19 protein-coding genes and 1 tRNA gene are annotated in these 22,553 nt (G+C 74.5%); 13 read left to right on the forward strand and 7 right to left on the reverse strand.

Annotated features, from left to right (window positions below):
• Positions 1–23 precede the first annotated feature (23 nt).
• The 5 genes from MHY85_RS13235 to frdD are packed head-to-tail and all read left to right on the forward strand — an operon-like array spanning position 24 to position 4,900.
• Positions 24–1,442, forward strand: coding sequence for an aspartate ammonia-lyase (locus MHY85_RS13235; protein WP_239197012.1), 1,419 nt, complete (start codon positions 24–26; stop codon positions 1,440–1,442).
• Positions 1,442–3,271, forward strand: a complete 1,830-nt coding sequence (gene frdA, locus MHY85_RS13240) for a fumarate reductase (quinol) flavoprotein subunit (protein WP_239197014.1) — start codon at positions 1,442–1,444, stop codon at positions 3,269–3,271. The genes MHY85_RS13235 and frdA overlap by 1 nt, the downstream gene beginning before the upstream one ends.
• Positions 3,268–4,029: a succinate dehydrogenase iron-sulfur subunit gene (gene sdhB, locus MHY85_RS13245; protein WP_374233631.1), complete on the forward strand. Its 762-nt coding sequence runs from the start codon at positions 3,268–3,270 to the stop codon at positions 4,027–4,029. Before frdA ends, sdhB begins: the two co-directional genes overlap by 4 nt.
• Positions 4,026–4,541: a hypothetical protein gene (locus MHY85_RS13250; protein ID WP_239197016.1), complete on the forward strand. Its 516-nt coding sequence runs from the start codon at positions 4,026–4,028 to the stop codon at positions 4,539–4,541. Before sdhB ends, MHY85_RS13250 begins: the two co-directional genes overlap by 4 nt.
• Positions 4,541–4,900, forward strand: coding sequence for a fumarate reductase subunit FrdD (gene frdD / locus MHY85_RS13255; RefSeq protein ID WP_239197018.1), 360 nt, complete (start codon positions 4,541–4,543; stop codon positions 4,898–4,900). Before MHY85_RS13250 ends, frdD begins: the two co-directional genes overlap by 1 nt.
• A gap of 43 nt (positions 4,901–4,943) precedes the next feature.
• Here frdD and MHY85_RS13260 read toward each other — a convergent pair whose 3' ends face one another.
• A complete protein-coding gene (locus MHY85_RS13260) occupies positions 4,944–6,101 on the reverse strand; it encodes a glycerol dehydrogenase (RefSeq protein ID WP_239197020.1) in 1,158 nt (385 codons plus the stop codon).
• A gap of 143 nt (positions 6,102–6,244) precedes the next feature.
• On the opposite strand from MHY85_RS13260, the gene MHY85_RS13265 reads away from it, so the two are divergent.
• The 6 genes from MHY85_RS13265 (at position 6,245) to MHY85_RS13290 (ending at position 11,619) form a co-directional block, all read left to right on the forward strand.
• Positions 6,245–7,249, forward strand: a complete 1,005-nt coding sequence (locus tag MHY85_RS13265; RefSeq protein ID WP_239197022.1) for a Gfo/Idh/MocA family protein — start codon at positions 6,245–6,247, stop codon at positions 7,247–7,249.
• A 67-nt stretch (positions 7,250–7,316) separates the two neighbouring features.
• On the forward strand, positions 7,317–8,051 hold the full coding sequence (gene tmk, locus MHY85_RS13270; RefSeq protein WP_239197024.1) for a dTMP kinase: 735 nt from the start codon (positions 7,317–7,319) through the stop codon (positions 8,049–8,051).
• The gene (locus MHY85_RS13275; RefSeq protein WP_239197026.1) at positions 8,048–9,184 is read left to right on the forward strand and encodes a DNA polymerase III subunit delta'; all 1,137 of its coding nucleotides are present in this window, start codon (positions 8,048–8,050) and stop codon (positions 9,182–9,184) included. Before tmk ends, MHY85_RS13275 begins: the two co-directional genes overlap by 4 nt.
• A gap of 99 nt (positions 9,185–9,283) precedes the next feature.
• The gene (locus MHY85_RS13280) at positions 9,284–10,804 is read left to right on the forward strand and encodes an alpha/beta hydrolase (RefSeq protein ID WP_239197028.1); all 1,521 of its coding nucleotides are present in this window, start codon (positions 9,284–9,286) and stop codon (positions 10,802–10,804) included.
• Between the two features lie 81 nt (positions 10,805–10,885).
• Positions 10,886–10,958: transfer RNA gene (locus tag MHY85_RS13285), tRNA-Thr, on the forward strand.
• Between the two features lie 457 nt (positions 10,959–11,415).
• Positions 11,416–11,619, forward strand: coding sequence for a cold-shock protein (locus tag MHY85_RS13290; protein ID WP_154729687.1), 204 nt, complete (start codon positions 11,416–11,418; stop codon positions 11,617–11,619).
• 57 nt (positions 11,620–11,676) lie between these two features.
• On the opposite strand, the gene MHY85_RS13295 is transcribed toward MHY85_RS13290, so the two are convergent.
• Positions 11,677–12,768, reverse strand: coding sequence for a fatty acid desaturase (locus tag MHY85_RS13295; protein ID WP_374233635.1), 1,092 nt, complete (start codon positions 12,766–12,768; stop codon positions 11,677–11,679).
• A gap of 162 nt (positions 12,769–12,930) precedes the next feature.
• Between MHY85_RS13295 and MHY85_RS13300 the strand changes: the two genes are divergently transcribed.
• Both MHY85_RS13300 and MHY85_RS13305 read left to right on the forward strand, forming a co-directional pair.
• Entirely contained in the window at positions 12,931–13,320 is a 390-nt protein-coding gene (locus MHY85_RS13300; RefSeq protein ID WP_239197030.1) for a VOC family protein, read from the forward strand.
• 125 nt (positions 13,321–13,445) lie between these two features.
• Entirely contained in the window at positions 13,446–13,745 is a 300-nt protein-coding gene (locus MHY85_RS13305; protein WP_239197032.1) for a hypothetical protein, read from the forward strand.
• A gap of 125 nt (positions 13,746–13,870) precedes the next feature.
• Here the strand turns inward: MHY85_RS13305 and MHY85_RS13310 are convergent, their stop codons facing one another.
• From MHY85_RS13310 to MHY85_RS13330, 5 genes are all read right to left on the reverse strand, one after another.
• Positions 13,871–14,407 (reverse strand): hypothetical protein, encoded by a 537-nt coding sequence (locus MHY85_RS13310; protein ID WP_239197034.1) that lies wholly within the window; start codon positions 14,405–14,407, stop codon positions 13,871–13,873.
• Positions 14,408–14,893: 486 nt separating this feature from the next.
• Entirely contained in the window at positions 14,894–15,700 is an 807-nt protein-coding gene (locus MHY85_RS13315) for a hypothetical protein (RefSeq protein ID WP_239197036.1), read from the reverse strand.
• On the reverse strand, positions 15,697–17,829 hold the full coding sequence (locus MHY85_RS13320) for a hypothetical protein (protein ID WP_239197038.1): 2,133 nt from the start codon (positions 17,827–17,829) through the stop codon (positions 15,697–15,699). The genes MHY85_RS13315 and MHY85_RS13320 overlap by 4 nt, the downstream gene beginning before the upstream one ends.
• A gap of 12 nt (positions 17,830–17,841) precedes the next feature.
• On the reverse strand, positions 17,842–18,096 hold the full coding sequence (locus tag MHY85_RS13325; RefSeq protein ID WP_239197040.1) for a hypothetical protein: 255 nt from the start codon (positions 18,094–18,096) through the stop codon (positions 17,842–17,844).
• Positions 18,093–22,523 carry an FtsK/SpoIIIE domain-containing protein gene (locus MHY85_RS13330; protein WP_239197042.1) on the reverse strand — a complete coding sequence of 1,477 codons (4,431 nt, stop codon included), beginning with the start codon at positions 22,521–22,523 and terminating at the stop codon, positions 18,093–18,095. Before MHY85_RS13330 ends, MHY85_RS13325 begins: the two co-directional genes overlap by 4 nt.
• Positions 22,524–22,553: the final 30 nt, after the last annotated feature.

A 22,553-nucleotide genomic window follows, 5' to 3' on the forward strand; every position in this document is an offset into this window, starting at 1 on the left:
GCCCCGGACCCCAGGAGACCGCGATGAGCCACCCCCCGACCGAGATCCCCGCCGGCTACCGGCTCGAGCACGACACGATGGGCGACGTCCTGGTGCCCGCCGACGCGCGCTACCGGGCCCAGACCCAGCGGGCCGTGCAGAACTTCGCGATCTCCGGCACCCGGCTGCATCCCCGGCACGTCGCGGCCCTCGCGGAGATCAAGCGGGCCGCGGCGCTCGTGAACGCCGAGCTGGGCGTGCTCCCCGAGGACGTCGCGGCCGCGATCGCGGGCGCGGCGGAGGAGGTGGCGGCGGGCCGGTGGGCCGACCAGTTCCCGGTCGACGTGTTCCAGACCGGCTCCGGCACCTCGTCGAACATGAACGTCAACGAGGTGCTGGCCACCCTGGCCACCGAGCGGCTCGGCCGGCCGGTGCACCCCAACGACCACGTGAACGCGTCGCAGTCGTCGAACGACGTCTTCCCCGCGTCGATCCACGTCGCTGCGGCCCAGGGCGTGCTCACGGACCTGCTCCCCGCGCTCGACCACCTCGCCGCGACGCTGGAGGCCCGGGCCGCCGAGTACGCCGACGTGGTCAAGGCCGGCCGCACGCACCTGATGGACGCCACGCCCGTGACGCTCGGCCAGGAGCTCGGCGGGTACGCCGCGCAGGTCCGGCTCGGGATCGAGCGGGTGGAGGCGGCGCTGCCGCGGCTGGCGGAGCTGCCGCTGGGCGGGACCGCGGTGGGCACCGGGATCAACACCCCGCCGGGCTTCCCGCAGCGGGTCATCGCGCTCGTCGCGGACCACACCGCCCTGCCGCTCACGGAGGCCCGGAACCACTTCGAGGCCCAGGGCGCCCAGGACGCGCTGGTCGAGACCTCCGGCGCGCTGCGCACGGTCGCGGTGTCGCTGGTGAAGATCGGCAACGACCTGCGGTGGATGGGCTCGGGCCCGCGCACCGGGCTCGCCGAGATCGCGCTGCCGGACCTGCAGCCGGGCTCGTCGATCATGCCCGGCAAGGTGAACCCGGTGATCCCGGAGGCGGTGCTCATGGTGGCCGCGCAGGTGATCGGGAACGACGCCGCGGTGGCGTTCGCCGGCACCACCGGCACCTTCGAGCTCAACGTCATGCTCCCGGTGATGGCACGGAACCTGCTGGAGTCCGTGGCGCTGCTCGCCAACGCCGCGACGCACCTGGCGGACAAGTGCGTGGCCGGCCTGGTCGCCGACCGGGACCGCTGCCGGCAGCTCGCGGAGTCGTCGCCGTCCGTCGTCACGCCGCTCAACCGGCTGATCGGCTACGAGGCGGCCGCGGCGGTGGTCAAGCACGCGGTCGCGCACGACCTCACGATCCGCGAGGCGGTGCTCGGCCTCGGGCACGTCGAGGCGGGCCGGCTCACGGTCGACCAGCTCGACGCCGCGCTCGACGTGCTCGCGATGACGGCCCCGGCGGTGCCCTGATGCAGACGGTCCGGACGGACGTCGCCGTCGTCGGCGGCGGGGGAGCCGGGCTGCGGGCGGCGATCGCGGTCGCGGAGGCGCACCCCGAGCTCGACGTCACCGTGCTGTCCAAGGTGTACCCGATGCGGTCGCACACGGTCGCCGCCGAGGGCGGGGCGGCGGGCGTGGTCGGCGCGGACGACTCCCTGGAGCAGCACTTCGCGGACACCGTGTCCGGCGGCGACTGGCTCTGCGACCAGGACGTCGTGCAGTACTTCGTCGAGCACGCGGCGCACGAGATGTACCGCCTGGAGCGGTGGGGCTGCCCGTGGAGCCGCACCGACGAGGGCGCGGTGGCGGTGCGGCGGTTCGGCGGGATGAGCCGGCCGCGCACCTGGTTCGCCGCCGACAAGACCGGGTTCCACGTCCTGCACACGCTGTTCCAGACCTCGCTGCAGCACCCGTCGATCGCGCGGATGGACGAGTGCCTGGCCCTGGAGCTGCTCGTCCGGGACGGGCGGGTCGCCGGCGTGCTCGCCTACGACCAGCGCGAGGGGTACCCGGTGCTGGTCGAGGCGGGCGCGGTGGTCATGGCCACCGGCGGCGCCGGGCGGCTGTACGCGCAGAACACCAACGGCGCGATCGTCACCGGCGACGGCATGGCGATGGCCTACCGGGCCGGCGCGCCGCTGCGGGACCTGGAGTTCGTCCAGTACCACCCGACCGGTCTGCCCGGCTCCGGCATCCTCATCACCGAGGGCTGCCGCGGCGAGGGCGGCGTCCTGCTCAACGCCGAGGGACGCCGGTACCTCCAGGACTACGGCCTGGGCCCGGAGACGCCCGTCGGCGAGCCCAGGAACAAGCACATGGAGCTCGGCCCGCGGGACCGGCTGTCCCAGGCGTTCTGGCACGAGCAGCAGGCGGGGCGCACCGTCGCGACCCCGCGGGGCGACGCCGTGCACCTCGACCTGCGGCACCTGGGCCGGGCGTACCTGCGCGAGCGGCTGCCGCTGATCTGCGAGCTCACCGAGCAGTACCTCGGCACCGACCCGGCCACCGCGCCGATCCCGGTCTGCCCGAGCGTGCACTACTCCATGGGCGGCATCGAGACGGACGTGACCACCGCGACGCCGCTGCCCGGGCTGTTCGCGGTGGGGGAGTGCGCGTCCTCCGGACTGCACGGCGCCAACCGGCTCGGCTCCAACTCGCTCGCGGAGCTGGTGGTCCTGGGCCGCGTCGCCGGGGAGCGGGCCGCCCTGTTCGCGCTCGCGGAGCCCGCCCCGGCCGACGCCCGGGTGCGCCGGGACGCCGCCGACGCCGCGGCCCGGCACCTGTCGCTCATGGGCCGGGGCTCGGAGCCGCAGGTCGCGATCCGCGAGGAGCTCGGCCGGGCGATGGACGACGGCGTCGGCATCTTCCGCACCCGCGCGGGCATGCAGCGCACCGCCGCCACCGTGCGCGACCTGAAGCAGCGGTACGCGGACGTCCGGGTGGCCGACACCTGCCCGGTCTACAACACCGACTGGGCCGCCGCGGTGGAGCTCGGCGCGATGCTCGACGTCGCCGAGGGGCTGGTCGCCTCGGCGCTCGCCCGCGAGGAGTCCCGCGGGTCCCACCAGCGGCTCGACGGGTTCGGCGAGCGCGACGACGCGCGGTTCCTCACGCACACCCGTGCGTGGTGGACCCCCGACGGGCCGCGGCTGGAGCACACGCCGGTGACGATCACGACCTCGCCGCCGGCCACGCGGGCCTACGGGGCGGCCGGCGCGGGCGGCGCCGGGGCGGGCGGGGCCGGCGCGGGCGCGGCCGGCGCGGCGCCCACGGCGGCGACCGAGGAGGCGGGCCGGTGAGCGGCGAGGTGCTCGGCACGATCACGCTGCGCGTGCAGCGCTACCGCCCGGACGTCGACGAGGCGCCGCACCTGGTGGACTACGCGGTGCCGTGGGGCCAGGACACCTCGGTGCTCGACGCGCTGACCTGGATCAAGGACCACCTGGACCCGACGCTCGCGTTCCGCTGGTCCTGCCGGATGGCGATCTGCGGGTCCTGCGGGTTCGTGCTGAACGGGACGCCCCGCCTCGGCTGCGAGCACTTCGTGCGCGACTACGCCCCCGGCCCGCTGGTCGTGGAGCCGCTCGCGAACCTCGCCGTCGAGCGGGACCTCGTCGTCGACCTGGAGCCGTTCCTGGCGTCGCTCGAGCGGGTACGGCCCTGGCTGGCGCCGGACCCGGACGACCCGCCCGGCGAGACCGGGAACCGGCAGACGCCGGAGCAGCTGCTGGCGTACCACGACTACGCCATGTGCATCGACTGCCTCCTCTGCTACGCCGCCTGCCCGCAGGTCGCGCTCGCGCCGGACTTCCTGGGGCCGGCCGCGATCACCGCGGCGGTCCGGTACGACAAGGACTCCCGGGACCACGGGAACGGCGACCGGCTGCCCGCGCTCGACCGCGAGGACGGGCTGTGGGCGTGCACGTTCGTCGGCGCGTGCTCGACGGCCTGCCCCAAGGGCGTCGACCCGGCGGCGGCGATCCAGCAGGCCAAGGCGGCGACGGCGGCGGCCTGGGCGGCGGAGTTCCTGCTGCCGCGGCGCGGGGGCCGGTCGTGACCGCGGGGGAGCCGGCGCCGCGGGCCGCCGCGGACGCTGCCGCCGGGGTACCGGCCGTCGCGGTCCCGGCCGTCGCGGTCCCGGCCGTCGCGGACATGGCCCCCGAGGCGTCCGCGGCCCGCTCGGCCCGTCGCCCGCACCACCCGCCCGTCCGCCGGACCTGGTTCCTCGCCACCGGCGCGTACCGGGCGTACGCGCTGCGCGAGGCGTCCAGCGTCGTCGTCGGGCTGTTCGTGCTGAACCTCGTGATCGGGCTGGTGTCCGCGCACCGCGGGGTCGACGCGTTCACCCGGTGGGTCGAGCTGCAGCGGTCGCCGGCCGTCGTCGCGCTGACCGTCGTCGCCCTGGCGATGGCCGTGGTGCACGCGATCACCTGGTTCCGGGCCACCCCCGCCGTCATCCGGGTGCGCCGCGGCCGGCGGCACCTGGACCGGCGCTGGGTGGTGCTGGCGCACTACCTGCTGCTCGCGGCGTTCGCCGTCGTCGTCCTGCTCTGGCTCGGGAGGTCGTGATGCGCCGCTGGGAGGGACGGACGAACGAGCCCCTGTTCTGGGCCCTGTTCGGCGGCGGCGGGATGCTCGCCGTGGTCACGATGCCGGTGCTGGTCGTGGCGGCCGGGCTGCTGGTGCCGTTCGGGGTGTTCGGCGAGCCCGCCGAGGTGCACGCGCGGGTCGCCGGTTTCGTGACCCACCCGCTCGGCGGGCTCGCGGTCTGCGTCGCGCTCGGGCTGGTGCTGTGGCACTGCTGCCACCGGACCTGGCACGCGCTGCGCGACCTGGGGCTGCACCCGCCGGAGGTGGTCCGCGCCGGGATCTACGGCGTCGCGCTGCTGACCCCGGCGATCACCTACGCGCTCTGCCTCGCGGCGTGACGGGCGGGGCACCCCGGGGTCGTCCGGGGTGCCCCGCGGTCCGTCAGTGCGCCCGGTGCGGCACCGGCTCCGGCAGGCCCGCGTCCGCCCGGACCCGGCGGGAGAAGCCCTCGATCGACCGCAGCGCGTCCACCAGCTCAGGCACCCGGACGGTGAAGGGCATCGCGTGGATCGTCTCGCCCTCCGCCGTCGCCGCCTCGGCCACCCGGGTCAGGTCGTCGACGTCGCCCGGCGCCAGCCCCACCTCGGTCAGCGTGTTCGGCAGGCCGACCCGGGTGGTGAACTCGACGAAGTCCCGGATCTCGTCCACCGGCGCGCCCTCGAGCACCAGCTGGGTGACGGAGCCGATGTTCACCTTCTGCCCGTGGGTCAGGCCGTGCGTCTGCGGCGCGGCGGTGAGCCCGTTGTGGATCGCGTGCGCGGCGGCGAGCCCGCCGGACTCGAACCCGAGGCCCGAGAGCAGCGTGTTGGCCTCGACCACCTTCTCCACCGAGGGGGTCACCAGGTGGTCGCGCACCGCGTCGATCGCCGGGAGCGCGTGCTCCCAGAGGATGTCCCAGGACAGCCGGGCCAGCGCGGTGCCCGTCGCGGTCGGCAGCCCGCCGGCCATCGTCGTCCCGTCGCCGCGGGCCACGGCGCGGGCCTCGATCCAGGTCGCGAGCGCGTCGCCGACCCCCGCGACGAGGAACTTGACCGGCGCGTTCGCCACCAGCCGGGTGTCCACGAGCACCAGGTCCGGGTTGTGCGGGAAGAACCGGTACTCCTCGAAGCCCCCCTCGTCGTCGTAGATGACGGACAGCGCCGAGCACGGGGCGTCCGTCGAGGCGACCGTCGGCACCGAGACCCACCGCGCCCCCGCGAGGTGACCCGCCGCCTTGACCGCGTCGATCACCGAGCCACCGCCGACGCCGACCACGACGTCGGCGCCGAGCTCCGTGACGCGCGCGGCGATCGAGTCGACCGCCGCGGCGGTGGCGTACACGCCGAACCCGTCGCGGGTCAGCGGGAGCCCGGCGGCCTCGAACGACCGGGTGACGGCGTCGCCGACGAACGACCACACCGTGTCGTCGGCGACGACCAGCGGGGTCCTGCCGATCGGGGCCACCAGCTCGCCGAGGCGCTCGATCGCGCCGGGGCCCTGGGCGTAGCGGGACGGGCTGATGAGGGTGCGGACGGGCGGGTGCTCCTGGCTCGCGGACACGGGTTCTCCTCCTGGGTTCGCATCGGCGCCGGGCCGTCGGTCACGGTCCTCGGCGGCCGCCGACGCTCCCACCGTACGGACCGCCCCCACCGGGCCGCCAGGGCACGTGGTCGCTGGTCGGGGGCGCGCAGTAGGGTCGCGGCATGGCACTCACCGAGGACCCGCGCACCGCACCGTCGATCCGCTGGGGCATCCTCGGCGCGGGGGGCATCGCCGCCGCCTTCGCCGACGCCGTCCGGAGCAGCACCCGCGCCCAGCTCGTGGCCGTCGGCTCCCGGGACCGCACCCGGTCCGAGCGGTTCGCCACCGCCCACGGCATCCCGACGACCCACGTGGGGTACCGCGACCTGGTCGAGGACCCGCAGGTCGACGCCGTGTACGTCGCCACCCCGCACTCCGAGCACCGGGAGCACGCGCTCCTCGCGATCGCGGCCGGCAAGCACGTCCTCGTGGAGAAGGCGTTCACCCGCAGCGCCGCCGAGGCGGAGGAGGTGTTCGCGGCCGCGCGGGCCGCCGGCGTCTTCGTCATGGAGGCGATGTGGACGCGGTTCCTGCCGCACGTCGCCGCCGTGCACCAGGTGATCGACTCGGGCGAGATCGGGGAGGTCGTCGCCGTGCACGCCGACCACGGCCAGTACTTCCCGTTCGACCCGTCCCACCGGCTGTACGACCCGGCGCTCGCGGGCGGGGCGCTGCTCGACCTCGGCGTGTACCCGGTCGCGTTCGCGCAGGACTTCCTCGGCGTGCCGACCCAGGTACGGGCGGTCGGGGCGCTCACCGAGACGGGGGTCGACGGCCAGCTCGCGATCGTGCTGAGCTACGGCGACCGGACCCAGGCGGCGCTCACCACGACGCTGTGGGCGAAGACGCCCACCACCGCGGCGATCAGCGGCACCGAGGGCACGATCACGATCGACGGCTCGTTCTACGCGCCCACGTCGTTCCGGGTCACCCGGCGCGACGGCCGGACCTGGACGTTCGACCAGCCGGTCGAGCGCGGGCTGCAGTACGAGGCGGCCGAGGTCGCGCGCCGGGTCGCCGAGGGCGCCACGGAGAGCCCGCGGATGACCTGGGCGGACACCCTCGGCGTGCTGCGCACGATGGACGAGGTCCGGGCGCAGGTCGGGGTCGTCTACCCGGGCGAGTGACCCGGCCCGACCCCGTCGCCGGCGCCCGGTGCGGGGGGTGTCGGCGGGGGTGGATACCCTGGCGCGCGTGACGCAGCCCCACCCGCCGGCGCCCCGGCCCCTCCCGACCGTGCTCGGCGGGCTGTTCGTCTCGTTCGAGGGCGGGGACGGCGCGGGCAAGTCCACCCAGTCGCGCCTGCTCGGCGAGTGGCTGGTCTCGCTGGGGCTGACCGTCGTGCTGACCCGCGAGCCCGGCGGCACCGACCTAGGCCGGGTGCTGCGCCGCGAGGTGCTGCACGGCGAGCACGTCGACGCCCGCACCGAGGCGCTGCTGTACGCCGCCGACCGCGCGCACCACGTCGCCTCCCTGGTGCGCCCGGCGCTCGCGGCGGGGTCGGTCGTCGTGACCGACCGGTACCTCGACTCGTCGGTGGCGTACCAGGGGACCGGCCGCGACCTCGGCGCCCAGGAGGTCGAGGACCTGTCGCTGTGGGCGACCGGCGGGCTGCTGCCGGCGCTCACCGTGCTGCTCGACCTCGACCCCGCGGCGGGCCTCGGCCGGCTGCGCGCGCGCCCGGACCAGCCGGACCGCCTGGAGAGCGCGGGCGACGACTTCCACCGCCGCACCCGGGAGGCGTTCCTGGCGCGCGCGGCGGCGGACCCGGGGCGCTGGCTCGTGCTGGACGCCGCGCGGCCGGTCGCGGAGATCGCCGCCGACGTGCGCGCGCGGGTGACGGCGCTGCTCGGGGTCGAGCCCGCCGGTGCGGCGGGCGTGGCGTCGGACGCGCCGGGCGGGGCGCCGGACGCGGGCGGTGCGCGATGAGCACCGTCTGGGACGACGTCGTCGGGCAGGAGCCGGCCGTCGCCGTGCTGCGCGAGGCGGCGGCCGACCCGTCGAGGATGACCCACGCCTGGCTGATCACCGGCCCGCCCGGCTCCGGCCGGTCCAACGCCGCGCGCGCGTTCGCCGCGGCCCTGCAGGACCCCTCGGGGGACCCGCGCAGCCCCGGGTGCGCGACCGTCCTCGCCGGGACCCACCCCGACGTGACGTTCGTGTCGACCGAGGGCGTGGTCATCCGCGTCGACACCGTCCGGCCGCTCGTGGAGCTCGCCCAGCGCGCCCCGTCCCAGGGCCGGTGGCGGGTCATCGTGGTCGAGGACGCGGACCGGCTCAACGAGACCTCCGGCAACGTGCTGCTCAAGGCCATCGAGGAGCCGCCGCCGCGCACCGTCTGGCTGCTGTGCGCGCCCAGCCCGCAGGACGTGCTCGTGACCCTGCGGTCCCGCAGCCGCTCGGTCGCGCTCCGGGTGCCGCCGGTCGAGGCCGTCGCCGACCTGCTCGTCCGCCGGGACGGGATCGACCCCGGCGTCGCCCTGGTCGCCGCCCGCGCGGCGCAGTCGCACGTCGGCGTCGCCCGCAGGCTCGCCCGGGACCCCGAGGCCCGCGCCCGGCGGTCCGCGGTGCTGCGGATCGCGCCGCGGCTGCGCGGCGTCGGGGACGCGGTGCTCGCCGCGGCCGAGCTGGTCGAGACCGCGCAGGCCGACGCGAGGGCGGCGACCGAGGAGCGGGACGCCGCCGAGCGCCAGGCGCTGCTGCACGCGCTCGGCGCCGAGGGGCTCACGGTGATCCCGCCGGCGCTGCGGGGGCAGGTCAAGCAGCTCGAGGACGAGCAGAAGCGCCGCGCCACCCGCGCGCAGCGCGACGTGCTCGACCGCGCGATGGTGGACCTGCTGTCGTTCTACCGGGACGTGCTGGTGCTCCAGCTCGGGGCGGGCGTGGACCTGGTGAACGCCGAGCACGAGGAGGCCGCCCGCTCGATCGCCGAGTCCTCGACCCCCGAGCAGACCGTGCGCCGGATGGGCGCGGTGGGGGAGGCCCGCACCCGGCTGGAGGGGAACGTCGCGCCCCTGCTGGCGGTCGAGGCGATGCTCATCGCGCTGCGCCCGCAGGCCTGAGCCCGTGCGGGGCGGGGCGCGGCCCGCACGGCGCCGGGGCCGCGGGCGGGCCGTTACCGTGGTGGCGTGACTCCCGCGCCGAGAGCCCTCAGCCGACCCGTGCCCGCGACCCGCCGCCGCGGGCCCGCCCGCGCCGCCGCCCTGGCCGCCGTCGCCGCGCTCGCCCTGGCGGGCTGCACCGCGCCGCGCGAGCAGACCGAGGTGACCACCGCCCCGACCGCCGCCGACGTCCGGGGCCTCGACGCGATCTACGCCCAGGAGCTCGACTGGCAGCCCTGCGGCGACCTGGAGTGCGCCACCCTCGTGGTCCCGCTCGACTACGCCGACCCGGACGGCGAGACCGTCGAGATCGCCGTCAGCCGGCACCAGGCCACCGGCGACCGGCTCGGCTCGCTCCTGATCAACCCCGGCGGACCCGGCTCCTCCGGCATCGACGCGCTGTCCTCCATCGCGATCCCGCGGTTCGGGGACGAGGTCGTCGACCGCTACGACCTCGTGGGCTTCGACCCGCGGGGCGTCGCCGCGTCCACCCCCGTGACCTGCGTCGACGGCCCGGAGATGGACGAGATCGTCTCGACCGACTTCGACTTCACCACCGACGAGGGCATCCAGGCGGCCGAGGACGCGTACGGCGCGTTCGGCGCGGCGTGCCTGCAGAACACCGGCCCGCTCCTCGGTCACGTGGACACCGTGTCCGCCGCGAAGGACATGGACGTCCTGCGGGCCGTCCTCGGCGACGACACCCTGAACTACGTCGGCTACTCCTACGGCACCCAGCTCGGCGCCACCTACGCCGCGCTGTTCCCGCAGCAGGTGGGGCGCCTGGTGCTCGACGGGGCGCTCGACCCCACGCTGACGTCCCAGGAGCTCTCCGAGGGCCAGGCGGAGGGCTTCGAGAACGCGCTGCGGGCGTACGTGGCGGACTGCCAGGCCGGCGCCGACTGCCCGCTGACCGGCTCGGTGGACGACGGGCTCGCGCAGGTGCGCTCGGTGCTCGACCGCGCCCGCAAGTCGCCGCTGCCGACCGGCACCCCGCGCCCGCTCACCGGCACGCTCGCGTTCAGCGGCATCGCGCTGCCCCTCTACGACGAGGGGTCCTGGAGCTACCTGACGATGGGCCTGGACGCCGCGCTCTCCGGCGACGGCTCGATCCTGCTCCAGCTCGCCGACCTGTACTACGACCGCAACGCCGACGGCACCTACGCGTCCAACTCCACGGCCGCGTTCTGGGCGATCGGCTGCGCCGACGACCGCGGCACCACCGACGTCGCCGAGATGCGCGCCCAGGCCGCCGCCATCGAGGAGGTCGCGCCGACCGTCGGGTACTTCTTCGGCTACGGCGGCGTGATCTGCGACCAGTGGCCGGTGCCCGAGGCCGGCGGCCTCGACGACTACTCCGCCGCGGGTGCCGCGCCGATCGTCGTCGTCGGCACCACCAACGACCCGGCGACCCCGTACGCCTGGGCGGTGAGCCTCGCCGAGACCCTCGACTCCGGCCACCTGCTGACCTACGAGGGCGAGGGCCACACCGCCTACGGCCGGTCCAACGCCTGCATCGCGGACGCCGTCGACGCCTACCTCGTCGACGGCACGGTGCCCGCCGACGGGACCCGCTGCTGAGCCCTCGCGGCGCCCGCTTTGGAGGACCCGCCGTCCGCCAGGTACAGTGTCCGTGCTCGTCCGCCGGATCGGTGGGCGCGCGCCGCCTTAGCTCAGTCGGCAGAGCGTCTCACTCGTAATGAGAAGGTCAAGAGTTCGATTCTCTTAGGCGGCTCACGCTGGGGGCCCGGGATTCCTCGTGGATCCCGGGTCTCTTGCAGCAGTCCGGACGGCTCCCTCGGGGGTCGTCGCCCCCACCCTCCGCCGACGTCGTGCGGAGTGAGAGCAGTCGTCAGATCATCACCCTCAGTACCCGCACCACCACCAGCCCCGCCGACACCGCGCCCGTCCAGTGGCGCCAGGCGGACGAGAACCTCTGGGCCGCCACCGCCGGCGGCGAGTACGCCGGGCTGATCGCCCGCGACGTCGACGGCCACCACGTCAGCGACCACCTGTCGCGCCCCGTGGCCGTGACCCCGACCTGGGACCAGGCCGTCGCCGCGCTCGCCGCGGCCCGCCGCCGTCCCGCCGCGCCCGCCTGCCGCGTGCGCACCCACCACCGTCCGCGCCCGTCGTGGCGTGGCACCAGGATCCGCGTCCGCGGTTCCGGTCCTCGAACGAGAGAAGACATCATGACCACCGGCACCGTGAAGTGGTTCAACGCCGAGAAGGGCTTCGGCTTCATCGCCCCCACCGAGGGCGGCCCGGACGTGTTCGCGCACTACAGCGCGATCGCCTCCTCCGGCTACCGCTCCCTCGAGGAGAACCAGCAGGTCGAGTTCGACGTCACCGAGGGCCCGAAGGGCCCGCAGGCGGCGAACATCCGCCCGCTCTGAGCTGACGCAGCAGAACGCCGGCCGCCCCCCTCGGGGGACGGCCGGCGTTCTGCTGTCTCAGACCTGGCGGAAGCGCTGCACCATCGGGCAGTCGAACGGGTTGCGGGCGGCGAGGCCCACGTCGTTCAGGTACCGCACCACGATGGCGTACGAGCGCAGCAGGGTGGTCTCCGTGTACGGCACGCCGTTGCGCAGGCAGTGCTCCCGGACCAGGAGGCGGGCGCGGGCCAGGTGCGGCCGCGGCATGCTCGGGAACAGGTGGTGCTCCACCTGGTAGTTCAGCCCGCCCATCAGGGTGCTCATCGCGTGCCCGCCGGTGATGTTGCGGGAGGTCAGCACCTGCTTGGACAGGAAGTCCAGCCGGCTGCCCTCCGGGATCATCGCCATGCCCTTGTGGTTCGGGGCGAACGAGGCGCCCATGTAGACGCCGAACACCGCGAGCTGCACACCGAGGAAGGCGAACCCGATCGCCGGGCCCAGGAACCACAGCACCGCCGCGGTGTAGACGCTGAGCCGCACGACGAGCATGGTCAGCTCCAGCGTGCGGGCACGGGACCGCTCCTGCGCGAGCAGGCTGCGGAACGCCGTCACATGCAGGTTCAGGCCCTCCAGCGTCAGCAGCGGGAAGAACGCCCAGCCCTGCACGCGGGTCAGCGCGGCCATCACCCGGCTCTGCTTCGCGGCGTCCGAGTGCAGGAACACGATCGTGTCCGGCGCGATGTCCGGGTCCTTGCCGACGTGGTTCGGGTTCGCGTGGTGCCGCGAGTGCTTCGTCATCCACCACGAGTGGCTGATGCCGACCACGCCGTTGGCCAGGATCCGCCCCAGCCGGTCGTTCGCCGGCCCCGACGCCAGCACCTGCCGGTGCGACGCCTCGTGCGCGACGAACGCGAACTGCGTCAGCACGATCCCGAGGCCGCCCGCGATCAGCAGCTGGAACCACGACCGGCCCAGCAGCACCGAGCCCGCGACGAGCGCCGCCAGGGCGATCCCCAGGCCGATCAGCAGCAGGACGTAGAAGCCCGGCGTGCGGTTCAGCAGACCGGCGTCGCGGATCTGGCGGGACAGCTCCTGGTAGGAGCCGGTCGTCGCGGCCTGGTTCGGCCGGGCGGGCGCCGCGGTCGCGGCGGCGGGTGCGGGGGGTGTCACGAAGCGCGCTCCGAACGTGGGGTGGTCGACTTCCCAGCCGCTGGCGTGAGCGGGACGCTCGTCGTTCGGATGCGTCCACGCTACGTGACCCGGCCCGGGAGCACCCGGGGGCTGTCCCCCCGATCGGGTGGGGATGTCGGGGAGGCGCGGTAGACAAGGGGCATGGAACCGCGGATCAGCGTGGTGACGCTCGGCGTCACGGACCTCGACCGGGCGTGCGCGTTCTACGAGGCGATGGGGTGGCCCGCGCCACGCCGGCCCGACGGGGAGGTGGCGTTCTTCCAGGCGGGCGGGGTGGTGCTCGCGCTGTGGACCGGCGTCGAGGGGCGCGGGGCGCCGGGGCTCGAGCTCGCGTACAACGTCCGGGCTGCCGAGGAGGTCGCCCCCGTGCTCGAGGCGGCCGCGGCGGCGGGCGGGTCCGTCGTGCGGCCGGCGGCCCTCGCGGAGTGGGGCGGGACGTCCGGGGCGTTCGCCGACCCGGAGGGGTACGTGTGGGAGGTCGCGCACAACCCGGAGTGGCCGATCGGGGAGGACGGGTCGGTCACGATGTGAGGCGCCCGGGCGGGCGCGGGTGTCGGGCGTCCGGTGCGTCGGCGGGCCCGGCGGGCCTGGTGCGACGGCGAGCCGGGCGGGCGCCGGCGCCGGCGTCGCGGTGTGCCGCCGGTACGCTCGCGGCCGTGCCGTCGTACCGCGTGACCCTGGGCGTCGGGCTGCTGCTCCCCGGCGTCGACCCCGCCGCCCTGCTGCCCGCCGCGGCGGACGCCGCCCGTGCGCTGACGAAGGTCGAGGCGCAGGACGTCGCCGTGGTCGCGGGGGAGGCGCGGGTGGTCGTGCGGTACCTCGCGGGGGACGACGACGGCGCCGCGCGGATCGGGCGAAGGGTGGCGGCCCGGGCGCGGGAGCTGGCGGAGGTGCGGCGGGCCGACGTGGCGCGGCGGTCCGGGCCGCGGTGGGTGACGGTGCGCGGGGTGGGGTGAGTACGGACCTCCGTCCCATCGTCGGCGGGCGGCCCGCACTCGCGCGGAGCGCGGTTCGCGTCAGGCCCTGTCGAATCTCGCCCGGCGTTGTGCGCGCCTCCGGGAGCGGGACTGCGACCACGGCCTCACATGCCCGGGAGGTACGCCCGGACCCGGGCGCACGCCGCGTCGTCACCGTCGTCGCACGCCAGGGAGTCCGCGACGGCCGCCGCGTACTCGTCGTCGTCGAGGTCGAACGCGAGCCACATCCCCTCGTAGAAGCTCTGCCAGTAGCTGCCCTCGTACGTGCCCGGATCGATGTCGAGCGTCTCGGCGAGCTCGGCCAGGTCGTCGAGGTAGCTGGTCTCCGGCGCGAACTCGCCCAGCCACGCACCGGGTCGGCTCTCGCCCTCGGGGTCGAGCGCGTCGGTTCCGGGCACCGTGGTGGCCGGGCCGGCTGATCCGGCCCCCGCACCGCGCTCCGTCGCGACCGACCAGGGGGCCAGGCTCCCGGTGACGGCCAGGACCACGCCCCACACGACGGACAGCACGACGGCGGTCCACGCCTGCGCGCGTCCGGCCCCGCCCAGGCGACGGGCATCGCGCAGCCCGAGCACCGCGAGGACGAGGCCGGGCAGCGCGGCGCCGCAGGCGCCGAGGACGACGGCCAGCAGGGCCAGCACGTTCCGAGGACGGGTCCCGGGCGGCGTCGGCGGGACCGCGTACGGATCGTGCGGCGAGGGCAGCGGTCCTCCGGTCGGCGGTGGTCCTGCGAGTACGGGCGGAGGACCGGATGCCGGCGGCGTCGGCTCGGCGGGGTGCTGCAGGGGGGTCATCGGGGGCTCCTTCTCAGGTACTGGGGGTGGTCGAGGTGGCGACGTCGTCGAGCTCGGTCCAGCCCGCCCACGGGAGCGGTGGTGCCGGCGGGGACGTCCGGCGCGCGGGGTGTCACGCGAGGTGTTCCACAACGCACCGAGAGCGACCGCCGAAGCGGCGGCGAGGCAGGTCGCGAGGTCGCGAGGACCTTCCGGCGGCGTGCCACGGACCGGCGGACGCCGTGTAGGTGGGGGCTGTCATCGCTCGCTCTCCGTGATCTTCGCGTTGCGCGTTCGGCACTGGGTGCTCGACGGTGTCGTCAGTCACGAGCGTCGTCGTGCGGATCTCGCCGCTCAGAAGATCCACGGCTCACCGGTCTCGGGATCGATGCGGACCTCACCGGTCTTCTCGTTGATCCAGGTCCCGTCATGCATCCGCCCCTTCAGATCGGGGATCGGCACTCCGTCGGGTCCCACGAAGTCGCCGCCCCACACGTCCTGGCCGAAGGGAGGTGCAGGATCGAAGAACCCGGGTCTCACCCCGGAGAGATCGCAGGCACCGGGGTTCTCGTACGACCAGCTGGCGCCGGCGTCCGTGACCCGGATGCGGCCGGAGGCGTCCCGCTCCAGGCGGTGCCACATGGGGTTGCCGCTCTTCAGAGTGAGTACGTCATCGAGCGTCATCGGTTCGGTCGAGTACCAGTGCCAGTTCAACAACACCGTAGGGGCGAACTCGCACGTGAACACCGTCGCCTCGTCCCCCGTAGAATCCACGCTCATCACTTTCATGAGGTTGGGACCGGGTGCGTACTGATACTCATTGCGGCCCCCTTCGTTCCCCAGCGAGTAGGCGACGCTCCGAGCCCTCCGGGCGAGGAGCATCAGGTGGTCGTCCTGCACGAGCTGCTTGAGGGCGGGGTTGGAGAAGTCGTGCGCGTTCTGCGCCGCGATGTGGGCCGCGTCCGCCTTGTACAGGGCAGCCACCCACTCGTCGGACATGTTCGGTGCGCCGAGCGGCCAGTCGATCGCCGGGACGCCGTCGACGACCTCGTCGGGCTCCCACCTCGCCGGCTCGTCGTAGGGCGAGCACGCCGACACGAGGGCGATGCCGACGGCGGCCGCGATGCTGAGCAGGCTGGTTCTGCGCAGGGCGGCGGTCATGCTGTCTTCGCCTCGTCCAGGCGGCGGACCTTGTCGTCGTACCACCCCATGATCGAGTCGAGGTACTGGTCGGCGGACTGGCCACCCTTGTGGACGACCTCGGGCGGGACCCACCCGTCGATGAGACCCATCAGTGTTTCACGGGCCTCGTCGGCTCGATCCTTCGCCGGGCCCGTGTTCCGCCAGAGGTCATCGAGCGCGGTGTCGTAGTGGTTCGCCCAGCTCTCCAGGGCGAGGTGCTCGGCTCCGGCCAGCACCAGGCTCGCGGCGATCCCGCCCTTGCCGGCCAACTCGCCCGCACCCAGCCCGGTGATCGCCAACGTTCGCTCGACGGTACGGTCGCGCATCGCCGCTACCGCGAGCTCGTTCCCGAGCTGAGCGCCGTCGATCATCCCGAGTAGTCCGGCGATGCGCTCCAGGGCGTCGTTGTGAGTGAAGTCCGCGGTGGAACCGACCGAGGCGACGAGTCTGCCCTGGAGGTCCTTCGTCGCGTCCAGCAGCGCCCCGGAGGCCGCGTCGCTGCTCCGTACCTGGCCCAGCAGGAACGAGAGAGCGTCGCGTGAGATCTGCGTGGTCCAGCCCTGCATGCCGAGCCAATGGACGACCGTGCTCTGGGTCGCGACCGTCGAGCTGGACTCCAGAGTCGTGGTCGAGTCCGCCCAAACGGGGAGCTGGGCAGCGATCACTCCCGCCAGGGCGAGCAGGGCCTCGTCGTCCATGACACCGGAGAACCGTGAGTCGGGATCCGCCCAGACCTTGATGATGGCCGCGTTGACCTCCGCGAGCTTCCGCGCGACACCCGGGTCCATGTCGGGTCCGAGAAGGCCCCCCGGGACGGTCTGAAGCGCTTCCCAGACGAGCATCGGCCCGGCGTAGCCGCCCCCGTCGTGCCAGTTGCGCTCCTGGTACCAGTGAATGATCCGGTCGTGGCCGCGCGTCGGATCGGCCAGCCAGTCGAGGGTCGACTGCGGGTCGCGAGCGAGGTGGCGGAAGATCGAGTCGGCCGGGTCGATGACGCGGGGGCCCTCGCCGAGCATCCGGTAGACCAGGTCAGGCGCCATGCCGACCCCGGGCACGACGTTGAGGACGAGGGTGTACAGGGTGCCGTTCTTGCGCTCCCAGTCCAGGATCGCGTCGGCTGCGGCCTGGACGAGGGTGCTGCTCATCGGCGCGACCTCGGGATCGCCGAAGAGATAGGCCACGGAGAGCGTGCTGCCGGGGGAATCGATGAGCGCCGAGATGTAGTCGGCCGCCTCCGAGGCGCTCCACATGGACGATGCCGACGACAGTGCGTCGCGTAGTGCCGACTGGACATCGCCCGCGATGGCGCTGCGGCCGTCGATCAGCGCTTGGTCCAGCACCATCAGCATCCGGACCAGCCTTGACCCCCCGAGGCCCTCGAGGAAGTCCCGCATCATCGAGGGGTCATCTGCCCAGGTGTCGAGGAGTGCGAGCAGGCCGGGGAGCGAGGCCGTGTCGCCTTGCAGCGTCAGCGTGCAGAGGTCCAGCAGCGCTCGACGGATGGAATCGGCGTCGAAGTCGGCCGGTCGGCGAACTCCTGCCTGGGCGAGGGCCGACCCGGCGGCCGCCCAGTCGCCGATGGCGACACCTCCGAGGGCCGCTGTGACCTTGCTGTCCGCCGCCTGGCGTCTGCGAACGAGCTCGGCTCGCTCCTGGGTGATGGAGGCCAGTGCGGACTTCGCGGCTGTGCGCGGGTCCGGCACGCACGCGCGGCCCGAGGACTTGGCAGCGTTGGTGGCGGCTGCCGTGTTGGGCGAGACGTAGGCGGGGGCTGCGGCGAGCTGCTCCTGCGCGGCCTCGGTCCGGAGCTTCAGCGCCCGGGCCTCCTCGGCGATGGACTCGACCTCGTTGGCGTAGATCATCAGTGCGGCGCTGTACGGTGCGAGCGCGTTGATGAAGGAGCTCAGGCGCGACAGGTGCGCTGCGCACGATCCACGGAAGGCGTCCCCAGCGGCTCCCTTCCACTCGTGCGTGGTGACAGGCTCGTAATGCGCACGGAAGGTCGTTCGTGCGTGGTCGAGCGTCAGGACGATGGTGTTCATCGCCCCCGAGCGAGCGCGGAGCGCTCCGGTGTCGCCCGATCCCGGGTCCTGGCTGGTCCAGTTCATCCCGACCTCCTCCTAGAGCGCCGCGTCGGTCGTTCGGTACACGTCGACCGCGCTGACGGCGCCCTGCCCGAGTCGGAACATCTCGGCGGCGGCACCGAGCAGCTGCTCCCCGACGGTGACCGACAGCGAGGCGAGGGCGGCGTCGACCGCGGGGCTTCCCGACGCGCACGACGGTCCCCATCCGGGGCCGGGCATGAGCTGTGCCGCCGTGCGGATGCCACCGCCCGCGGCGGTCACAGCAGAATGGTTGACGGTCAGCTCGGTCATGTCAGAACTCCTGTCGATGTGGCACCGGGCTCGACGTCCAGCGATCCCAGGTCGGGGAGCGGCAGCTGGACGCGGCTGACTCGGCCCGATGCGACGAACATCCCGCGCCCGGGGGTGAGATCTGTGGGCCGGGTCCTCGGGAGGGAGACCCCGACGAGACCGGGACCGTCGTCCTGCGCGGGTTGGAGGAGGAGGGCGCGCTTGGCCTTCCGCGCCTCCAGCACCGGACTGCTGAGCGATGACCACGAGGTGATCTCCGCCTCCGCCAGGACGAGGTGCCCGTTCCGTCGCGCTGAACGGATGGCAGCACTCAGCGGCATCTCGAGCTCGGTGCTCGCCAGATCAGCGAACCCTTCGATCGCCAGCGTCAGAGGAACGCCGTCCTCAGCGGGCTGCTCGAGGTCCGCCTGGATCTCGAGCAGGAGAGCGCGCATGTCGTCGACGCGATGTGCGCCTCGCCGCCACCACGGAGCCCGGACGGCCGCGGACCGCGCCGGTCCCAGGAAGTAGAGGGGGGCATCCGGTCGGTGCCGGTGGAGCGCGAGCCCGAGCGCCACCAACGCGGTCGTCCGCCCGGATCCTGACGCTCCGGCGATCATGAGAACGCCACGTCGGTCGAAGCCGAGCGGAGCGAGCGTCGCGTCGTCCACCCCGAGAACCGGGTCGTCCCCCACTGCCGCAGGCATCGATGCCGCCGGGATCACGGGTTCCAGCCTGCGCACGGCAGGCGCGGTCGGGACACCGGCGTGGTGGAGCTGATCGGCGATCTTCGCCACCTCGGCAGCCTGCACAGCCAGATCCGCGGCCCCAGCCGGCACCGCGATCTGCACCTCATCGGCAGTCCCGGCGAGAGCCCCGCGGCCGGCGGGAGCGTCGTCACCCAGCACATCGCGCGCTAGCCCGAGCTGCGTCTTGATGTTCTCGTCGCTCTGTCGCAGGACGAGGCGGAACGGCATCGAGGCCGACATGGCGGTCGGGATCGCCGCCGGCCGTTCCGCCGCGAGTACGGCGTGCACTCCCAGCGGTCGACCTTCGGCGACGAGCCGGGAGACCCCCGCGACCACGTGCATCGTCTGACTGTCACTCTCCAGCGCCTCGCGAAGCGCTCCGATGCCGTCGACCAGAAGGTAGACGCGAGGCTCGTCGACACCGGAGAGCGCTCGGTACTCGTCGACCGACGACGCGTGGCTCGCCGCGAAGCGGGCTGCGCGCGCGTCGAGCAGTGCCACGAGATCCGAGACCAGGCGTGATACCCGCTCGACGTCAGCGATCGAGACGACGCCGCCGACCTGTGGCAGCTCCTCCAGCATCCCCAGTGCGCCACCGGCGGCGTCGAGCCCGTAGATCCGCACGTGTCCTCGGGCAGAGGCGGCGGCGACCGCGACCGTCCGCAGGAAGGTCGACTTGCCTGCGCCCGATGTGCCGAAGACGACGCAGGCCCCGTCTCGGTCGGGTCGGTACGTGAACGTGCGTTGCGACTGCTCGTCCGGGACGTCGATCACGCCCAGCGCGAGCTCTCCGTCTGCGCACTCCCCCTCGACGTCGAGGGGGATGAGGTGAGGGAGCGAGGGCAGCCACGGCCGCCGCGGCGCCGGGACCCCGGCCTGCTCCGCGGCGCGCCGCAGCGTCGCCACGACCCGCGCGGCGTCGGTCGGCCCCTCCGCGGGCCGCTCGAGCAGGGCCTCCGGCGGCGGTGGCACCGTCCACTCCTCCCCGGGCCCGAACGCCAGCGTCTCGATGCCCACCGACACCGGCGGGGGTGCGCTGTCGGACCGCCCGCCGACGTAGCCGGTCTGGAACATCGCGAGCCGCCCCGGCCCGGTCCGCACGGCGCCGCGCCCCGGGATCCGGGGGTCGAAGTGGGCCGCCATCGGGGAGCCGAGGACGTCGCTGGAGTCGGCCTCGTCGGCCATCCGCAGGGCGATGCGCAGGTTGGTGTTGGCGCGCAGGTTGTCCTTGATGACCCCGGCGGGGCGCTGGGTCGCGAGGACGAGGTGCAGGCCGAGGGAGCGCCCGCGCTGGGCGACGTCGACGACGCCGTCGACGAACTCGGGGATCTCCTGGACGAGGGCGGCGAACTCGTCCACGACGATCACGAGGGCCGGCGGGGTGCGGGGGTCGCCGGTGCGCTCGAGCGAGAGCAGGTCCTTGGCGCCGGCCTGGGCGAGCAGGTGCTCGCGGTGCCGGAGCTCGGCGCGCAGCGAGGTCAGGGCACGCCGGACGAGGTGGCCGGCGAGGTCCGTCACCAGACCGACGCAGTGCGGCAGCTCGACGCAGTCGGCGAACGCGGCGCCGCCCTTGTAGTCGACGAACAGGAAGGTGACCCGGTCGGGGGAGTGCGCGGCGGCCATGCCGAGGACCCACGCCTGGAGGAACTCGGACTTGCCGGCGCCGGTCGTCCCGCCGACCAGGGCGTGCGGTCCCTGGGACCGGAGGTCGAGGACGAACTCGCCGTCGGTGCCCTGCCCGACCACGCCGCGCAGGTGCGCGTCGGACGACCGCCGGGCGGGCGGAGCCGTGCGGTCGAGGATCGACCCGGTCTCGTGCCAGCGCTCCACGACGGCGGCGGGGTCCTCGGCGACCTCCGGTCCGACGATCGCGAGGTAGCCGGCGGACCGGGGCAGGTCGGACTCGTCCAGGGTGAGGGCGCCGGCGTCGGTCACGCCCGCCAGGTGCCGCCCGAGGGCCGTGGCGGTCTCGGCGTCGAGGGTCTCGGGGGCGATGTCCCACCACTGGCCGTCGGCGGTCCGGCCGGTGCGGGCGCCACGCTCGTCGACGACCAGGACGGCGCGGCAGGAGGCCGGCAGCCTGCGCTGGGTGTCGGCGCGCCAGACGACCACGACCCCGGCGGCGAGCCCCTCCTCGGCGATCCGGACGAGCCGGCCGCGCTCGGCCGGGGCGTCGTCCTCGACGAGCAGCACGACCCAGGGCAGCGCGGTGCCACCGCGGGGCCGGGAGCCCTCGAGGCGGTGGGCGATGAGCTCCTCGACCTGCGTGACGACGGTCGCGCACGCGGCGGGGCTGGACGCGAGGTGCGCCCCGAGCGGGGAGTGCGCCGAGTCGACGTGCGGCAGCCACGACAGCCACTCCCAGCGGGACGCGCTCGTCCGTGACGCGAGGCCCGCGACCACCACCTCGGCCGGCGAGTGCAGGCACGCGACCTGCGCGAGCAGCGCGCGGACGACGGGGACCGCGTGCTCGGGGTCCCCGGCGACGCCCAGCACACCGAGGTCGGTCAGGTCGACGGTGTGCGGGACGCCGGCGACGTCCCGCAGCTCGTCCAGCACGTCCTGGAGCTCCTGCCACAGGCCGGCGTCGGCGGAGCCGCGGGACGGCTCCTCGACCGTGGTGCGCGACGGCGCGGTGCCGGTGCCGACGCGCACCGCGAGGAACCCGGGCTCCCCGGGGCGGGTCGACCACAGGACGGGCGCGAGGCCGAGGGCGGCTCCCACGGTCTCCCGCGTCGCCGGCGCCTCCGCGAGCCGCGCCTGCCGCTCGGACTCGTGGTCCGCGCGGACCTGCGCGCGCAGCAGGTCGAGCCCGTCGTGGAAGGCGGCGGTCTCGGTGACGAGCTTCCGCTTGCCCGTGCTCCGGCCGTTCCACCAGTTGGCCACCATCATGAGCGGGCTGAGCGCCACGAACATGAGCGACATCGGGTTGCGGGTGAACGCGTACATCGCGGCGCCCATCACCATCGGCCCGATGAGCATCAGCGCCGGGAAGCGCGAGGGTGTCGGCGGGGTGGGCACGTCCGGCGCGGGGACGGTGCGCTCGGGGTAGCGGGCGACCAGCCGCGGCGAGCGGTTGTAGGCCATCACCGCCCCCGACGCCCCGGCGGTGTGGGTGCGGGCCTCGGGGTCGATCACGAGGACCTGGAGCTCGGTGCCGCCGAGCACGAGGATGTCGTCGGGACGCAGGACGCCGCGGGTCACGGCGCCGTCGCCGATGACCACCCCGTTGGCGGAGCCGGCGTCGACGACCTCCACGACGTCGCCGACGAGCAGCCGCGCGTGCAGGCGGGAGACCTGGGGGTCGGTGAGCCTGAGGTCGCAGTCGGGTCCGCGCCCGATCGTGGCGGTGCCCGTGGGGAGGTCGAGCTCGCGGCCGGAGTCGGGGCCGGCGACGACGACCAGGCGGACGACCGCGGGCGCCTCGTCGCCCTCATCGCGGTGGTCCGCCGCGGCGACGGTGATGGTCGACCCCGCGCGGAAGCCCGACTCGCTGAGGGTGGTCGCGGGATCGAGCGTGCGGAGCTCGACGTCGTCGGGCCGGTGGATGCGGAGCACGCGAGGTGGGGGCGGGGCGCCGACGGGATCCGCACGGACCAGCGCGTCGGCGAGGTCGCCCGTGGTGGCCGTGGCGTCGGTGGTGATCGTCACCGGGGTCGCCGGCGCGTGCGGTCGGCGCAGGACGACGCGGGTGCGCATGGCTCCTCCGGGGGCGGGACGGGACGGGAG

Origin of the sequence: Cellulomonas sp. ACRRI (genome assembly GCF_022346185.1) — a bacterium.
GTDB lineage: Bacteria > Actinomycetota > Actinomycetes > Actinomycetales > Cellulomonadaceae > Cellulomonas.

What these genes read in the sequence shown, in the direction of transcription:
- MHY85_RS13290 (WP_154729687.1), top strand. Translation starts at nt 11,416, where the DNA reads ATGACCACCGGCACCGTGAAGTGGTTCAACGCCGAGAAGGGCTTCGGC.
- frdD (WP_239197018.1), top strand. Translation starts at nt 4,541, where the DNA reads ATGCGCCGCTGGGAGGGACGGACGAACGAGCCCCTGTTCTGGGCCCTG.
- MHY85_RS13300 (WP_239197030.1), top strand. Translation starts at nt 12,931, where the DNA reads ATGGAACCGCGGATCAGCGTGGTGACGCTCGGCGTCACGGACCTCGAC.
- MHY85_RS13235 (WP_239197012.1), top strand. Translation starts at nt 24, where the DNA reads ATGAGCCACCCCCCGACCGAGATCCCCGCCGGCTACCGGCTCGAGCAC.
- MHY85_RS13275 (WP_239197026.1), top strand. Translation starts at nt 8,048, where the DNA reads ATGAGCACCGTCTGGGACGACGTCGTCGGGCAGGAGCCGGCCGTCGCC.
- MHY85_RS13325 (WP_239197040.1), bottom strand. Translation starts at nt 18,096, where the DNA reads ATGACCGAGCTGACCGTCAACCATTCTGCTGTGACCGCCGCGGGCGGT.
- MHY85_RS13315 (WP_239197036.1), bottom strand. Translation starts at nt 15,700, where the DNA reads ATGACCGCCGCCCTGCGCAGAACCAGCCTGCTCAGCATCGCGGCCGCC.
- frdA (WP_239197014.1), top strand. Translation starts at nt 1,442, where the DNA reads ATGCAGACGGTCCGGACGGACGTCGCCGTCGTCGGCGGCGGGGGAGCC.
- MHY85_RS13265 (WP_239197022.1), top strand. Translation starts at nt 6,245, where the DNA reads ATGGCACTCACCGAGGACCCGCGCACCGCACCGTCGATCCGCTGGGGC.
- MHY85_RS13330 (WP_239197042.1), bottom strand. Translation starts at nt 22,523, where the DNA reads ATGCGCACCCGCGTCGTCCTGCGCCGACCGCACGCGCCGGCGACCCCG.
- MHY85_RS13320 (WP_239197038.1), bottom strand. Translation starts at nt 17,829, where the DNA reads ATGAACTGGACCAGCCAGGACCCGGGATCGGGCGACACCGGAGCGCTC.